Annotated in this window: 3 protein-coding genes and 1 pseudogene; all 4 read right to left on the bottom strand. The window is 65.9% G+C overall.

The genetic code is table 11. The features are described 5' to 3' along the window. Positions 1 to 1,805: pseudogene (locus tag VGI62_RS07445) on the bottom strand (DNA-directed RNA polymerase subunit beta); the annotation flags it as partial. Positions 1,806 to 2,200: 395 nt separating this feature from the next. Further along, the gene (locus VGI62_RS07440; protein ID WP_331503771.1) at positions 2,201 to 3,052 is read right to left on the bottom strand and encodes a sterol desaturase family protein; all 852 of its coding nucleotides are present in this window, start codon (positions 3,050 to 3,052) and stop codon (positions 2,201 to 2,203) included. An 89-nt stretch (positions 3,053 to 3,141) separates the two neighbouring features. Continuing rightward, a complete protein-coding gene (locus tag VGI62_RS07435) occupies positions 3,142 to 4,209 on the bottom strand; it encodes an AraC family transcriptional regulator (protein WP_331503770.1) in 1,068 nt (355 codons plus the stop codon). A gap of 130 nt (positions 4,210 to 4,339) precedes the next feature. Continuing rightward, positions 4,340 to 4,726, bottom strand: coding sequence for a 50S ribosomal protein L7/L12 (rplL, locus tag VGI62_RS07430; protein WP_331503772.1), 387 nt, complete (start codon positions 4,724 to 4,726; stop codon positions 4,340 to 4,342). Positions 4,727 to 4,739: the final 13 nt, after the last annotated feature.

Raw genomic sequence — 4,739 nt, 5'->3', positions numbered from 1 at the left:
TCGATGAAGCCGTACTTGTTCACCACCGCGTGGGTGGCGAGCGAGTTGATCAGGCCGATGTTCGGGCCTTCCGGCGTCTCGATGGGGCAGATCCGGCCATAGTGGGTCGGGTGCACGTCGCGGACTTCAAAGCCCGCGCGCTCGCGCGTCAGACCGCCCGGGCCAAGCGCCGAGAGGCGGCGCTTGTGGGTGATTTCCGACAGCGGATTGGTCTGGTCCATGAACTGCGAGAGTTGGCTGGAGCCGAAGAACTCGCGCACCGCCGCAGCCGCCGGCTTCGCATTGATCAGGTCGTGCGGCATGACCGTGTCGATATCGACCGAGCTCATGCGTTCCTTGATCGCGCGCTCCATACGCAGGAGACCCACGCGGTACTGGTTCTCGAGCAGCTCGCCGACCGAGCGCACCCGGCGGTTGCCGAGGTTGTCGATGTCGTCGATTTCGCCGCGGCCGTCGCGCAGCCCGACCAGGGTCTTGAGCACCGCCAGCACGTCGTCCTTGCGGACCACGCGAACGTCGTCGGGGCAATCGAGCTCGAGGCGCATGTTCATCTTCACGCGGCCGACCGAGGACAGATCGTAGCGCTCGCTGTCGAAGAACAGCGACTTGAACATGGCCTCGGCGGCCTCCACCGTCGGCGGCTCGCCCGGGCGCATGACCCGGTAGATATCGAAGAGGGCGTCTTCGCGGGCGGTGTTCTTGTCTACGCGAAGGGTGTTGCGGATGTAGGCGCCGACCGTGACGTCGTCGATGTCGAGGACGTCCAGCTCGTCGAAGCCCTGCTCCTCCAGCGCCGCCAGAAGCTCCGGGTTCAGCTCGTCACCGGCTTCGGCGTAGATCTCGCCGGTCTGGTAGTTCACCAGGTCGCGGGCCAGGTACTTTCCGGTCAACGCCTCGGGCGCCAGCAGCAGGGTCTTGAGGCCCGCATCGGCGAACTTCTTGGCGTTGCGGGCGGAAATCTTGGCGCCGGCAGGGGCGATCTCTTCGCCGGTGTCGGCGTCGATCAGCGGGAATTCCGGCTTCACACCGCGCCAGCGGTCCGCCTGATAGGCCGTGGCCCAACCCCCGGTCCCGCCCTTCTTGGTGTCGACCTTCTTGTAGGAGAGGGTGTTGTAGAAGGTGGAGAGGATCTCCTCGCCGTCCATGCCCAGCGCCATCAGGAATGTGGTGGCCGGCAGCTTACGGCGGCGGTCGATACGGACGTAGACAACGTCCTTGGCGTCGAACTCGAAGTCGAGCCACGAGCCGCGGTAGGGGATGACGCGGGCGGCGAAGAGCAGCTTGCCGGAAGCGTGGGTCTTGCCCTTGTCGTGGTCGAAGAAGACGCCGGGCGAACGGTGCATCTGGGAGACGATGACGCGTTGGGTGCCGTTGACGATAAAGGTGCCCTTCTCCGTCATCAGCGGGATGTCGCCCATATAGACGTCCTGCTCCTTGATATCCTTCACGGAGCGGGCGCCGGTTTCCTCGTCGGTCTCGAAGACGATGAGGCGCAGCTTCACCTTCAGCGGCGCGGCGTAGGTCATGTCGCGCTGGACGCATTCCTCGACGTCGTACTTCGGCTCCTCGAATTCGTAGGAGACGTATTCGAGCACCGCGCGCTCGTTGAAATCCTTGATCGGGAAGACGGACTTGAAGACCGCTTCGATCCCTTCGTCCCGCCGGTCGGCCGAGCGCGTCTCGCGCTGGAGGAACTGTTCGTAGGAGGAGCGCTGAACCTCGATCAGGTTCGGCATCTGCACGGCTTCAGGGATGCGGCCGAATGATTTACGGATCCGCTTCTTACCGGTGAAGGATTGCGCCATCTGTGTCCCTTGCGGACGCCCGGGAACAGATTCCCGGCGTCGGTCATTGATATCCCGCGTCCACCCTCGGAACTTTCCCTCGCGGGAAAGCCGGACGCTGGAAGGCCCCTTGTGTCGTCAGGGGCGCCCCTTCGCATGGTCGGAGGGCGACGGACCATGCCTCGGGACATTTGACGCGCGAAGCGCCCGCATCACGAGAGCGCATGGGCATGCGTCACGGGAATCGGGGATTGTCGCGAAGGGAGCTGAAATAGGACTTTTCGCCCGTCAAGGGAAGCCCCAAGCGCGAAGAAATTTGGGGCGACGCCGCGCGGTAACCCGACGCCGCCCCACTTTCGGCTCCGGCGCTCGGCCGAAGTCCTGTTCGCTTCGATCGTCAGCGCATTCGCGCCCCTCTACAACCGGCGGGATTCGGCTTGAGTTCCCGCGCCCCGCTCAGATCTCCAGAAGCTCCGGGCTGTCGGCCCTGGCGGCAGCAGCGCCCGGCCGGCGGCGCGCGCGTACTCTGCGTGGTAGCGCGGGTGCTCAGTGCCCAGCCAGCGGTCCCACCAGGTGAACCAGGGCGCGAAGTTGTAGCCGGCCTGGGCGTGGTGCAGGTCGTGGTGGGTCGTGGTGGTGATCCAGTCCAGCCAGGGCCGACCATCGGCGCGGGCCGGGGTGAGCTCGTAGCCGGCGTGCAGCATGGTGTTGCGGAAGATCTGGTGGAACATGAAGAGGTTGATCACGCCCCATGGCGTGGGGAAGATCGCAGGCCAGACCGCAACGAAGATGACCATCAAGAAAGCCTCGCCCAGATCGAAGCTGTAGGCCGTGAACGGCGAGGGATTGTTGCTGCGATGGTGGCGGCGATGGAAGGTGCGGAACCAGCGCGGCCGATGCATCCAGCGATGCGTCCAGTAGATCCAGGCATCCTGGGCCACGATCATGACCGCCAGGCTTGCGACGAACCAGGCCGGGCCCCAACTCGCGGCCATCGGCGACATGGGGAAGAGCCCTGCCATCTCGGCCAGGTTGATTCCGATGCCAACGGTCGAGAAGACGGCGATCGAGCGCAGCGAGAACAAGAACTCGATGAGCAGCTGCCGAGCCGGCGGCGTCTCTTCGCGGATCTTGCGCGGGCGCAGGACACGGGCCAGCACGATCCAGAGGGTGAACCAGACGACGACGGCGAAGATGGCGTAGCGGCGCGCGTCGTGGGCGACGCCGTGCACCCACATCTCGCCAATGTCGCTGAGCGTGACATGCATGAGAGGTCTCCTTGCTTTCGAGCGGCAAGGAAGACGGAAGGCGGGCGATCAATCTCGCCGTCGGCAAAAAACTTTCGCCTGTTTTGAAATCAGACAGCCTCTTCGAGAATCGGCGAAGCCCCGGCCAGAGCCGCTCGCCGCCACTCGGTTGGGCTCGCCCCGGTGGCGGCGCGGAAGGCCCGGTTGAAGGGCCCCAGGGAGCCGTAGCCCAGATCGAAGGCGATGGCCGCCACGGTGGTCCGCGCCTCGGCGGGATCGCCCAGCCGGCGCTTGGCCGCCTCGATCCGGTGGCCGTTGACGAAGTCGGCGAAGTTGCGATGGCCGAGCTTCTGGTTGATCAGCCGGCGCAGGCGATGCTCGGGCGTCTCCACAGCCTCGGCGACCGCGCCGATGGTCAGTCCCTCGCGCTTCCAGCCGCCATCGGCCATGAACGCCTCGAGTTTGGCCAGGAGGTGGCGGTCCGCGGCCTCTGCGCGCGTGTCGGGTCCGGCTTCAGGGCGACGTGAGGGGCCGTACAATGAAGACCGCCCCTGAAGCAGCAGCGCGGCCGAGGCCAGCGCCAAGATGGCCAGCGCGAGGCCGCCGTAGAAGCCGCCTGCCGACAAGGCGTGCCAGGGGAAGCTGTGCTCCAGGCGGCTCGCCATGACCACTGCGACCTCCGCGACGCCGAACAATGCTGCGACGCCGAAGACCAACGCCCGCAGCCGTCGGCGGCTCTCGATCAGGTCGCCGCGCCAGCCGCGCGCCACGATGAAGCCGGCGTGCAGGCACAGTAAGACACCGATCAGGTTGTGGACGACCCAGATGACATCGCCGACGGGCTTGGGCGCGAGGTTCATCGAGACGCCCGTCACCAGCAGCACCGCGACCGGCGCAAGGGTCCAACCGCTGATCGGCCGGTCCTCGAAGAGTGCGGCGACGAAGAGCCAGAACGAGCCGCCGACCACCATGGCGAGCACGTCCAGAGGAAGCGCGGCGCCGAACGCGTTCCGCATCTCGCCGGACTCGGTCATCGTCCAGGCCGCGATGCTGGCCATGCCCACAAGCGTGGCGATGCGCGCATGCCGGCTGACGCCCGAGCGCCAAACCGCGAACGCAATCGCCAGCAACGCGCCCACGGTGACGCCGCGAATGAAGGGGTCCAGGAGGGGACTCATCGCTCTCACAGTAACATGTCGCCGGGCGATGGTTGGCCAACAGCCGGTTGTCGCCAGGCCCATAGCAAAAGGGCCGGGATCGCTCCCGGCCCTTCGCAACTTGAGACCGCGACGCAGCGCGGCCCAGGTCTTACTTGATGGTGACGGAGGCGCCGGCTTCTTCCAGCTTCTTCTTCACTTCTTCGGCTTCCTGCTTCGAAACGTTTTCCTTCACGTTCTGCGGAGCGCCTTCGACCAGATCCTTGGCTTCCTTCAGGCCGAGGTCCGGACGGACCGAGCGGACTTCCTTGATCACGTTGATCTTCTTGTCGCCGCCCGCGGTGAGCACGACGGTGAACTCGGTCTGCTCTTCGGCGGCTTCAGCCGGAGCAGCGGCGGCGCCGCCGCCGGCGGCGGCCACGGCCACCGGCGCGGCGGCGGAGACGCCCCACTTTTCTTCGAGCAGCTTGGAGAGCTCGGAAGCTTCCAGGACGGTCAGGGTCGAGAGTTCGTCGACCAGCTTTTCAAGTTTCGACATGTGATTTCCTTCG

The organism is Phenylobacterium sp. (genome assembly GCF_036495085.1).
In the GTDB taxonomy this organism is placed as follows: Bacteria; Pseudomonadota; Alphaproteobacteria; order Caulobacterales; family Caulobacteraceae; genus Phenylobacterium.
The sequence above is the reverse complement of the archived record's forward strand: the minus strand, read 5'-3'. Positions and strand labels throughout refer to the sequence as shown.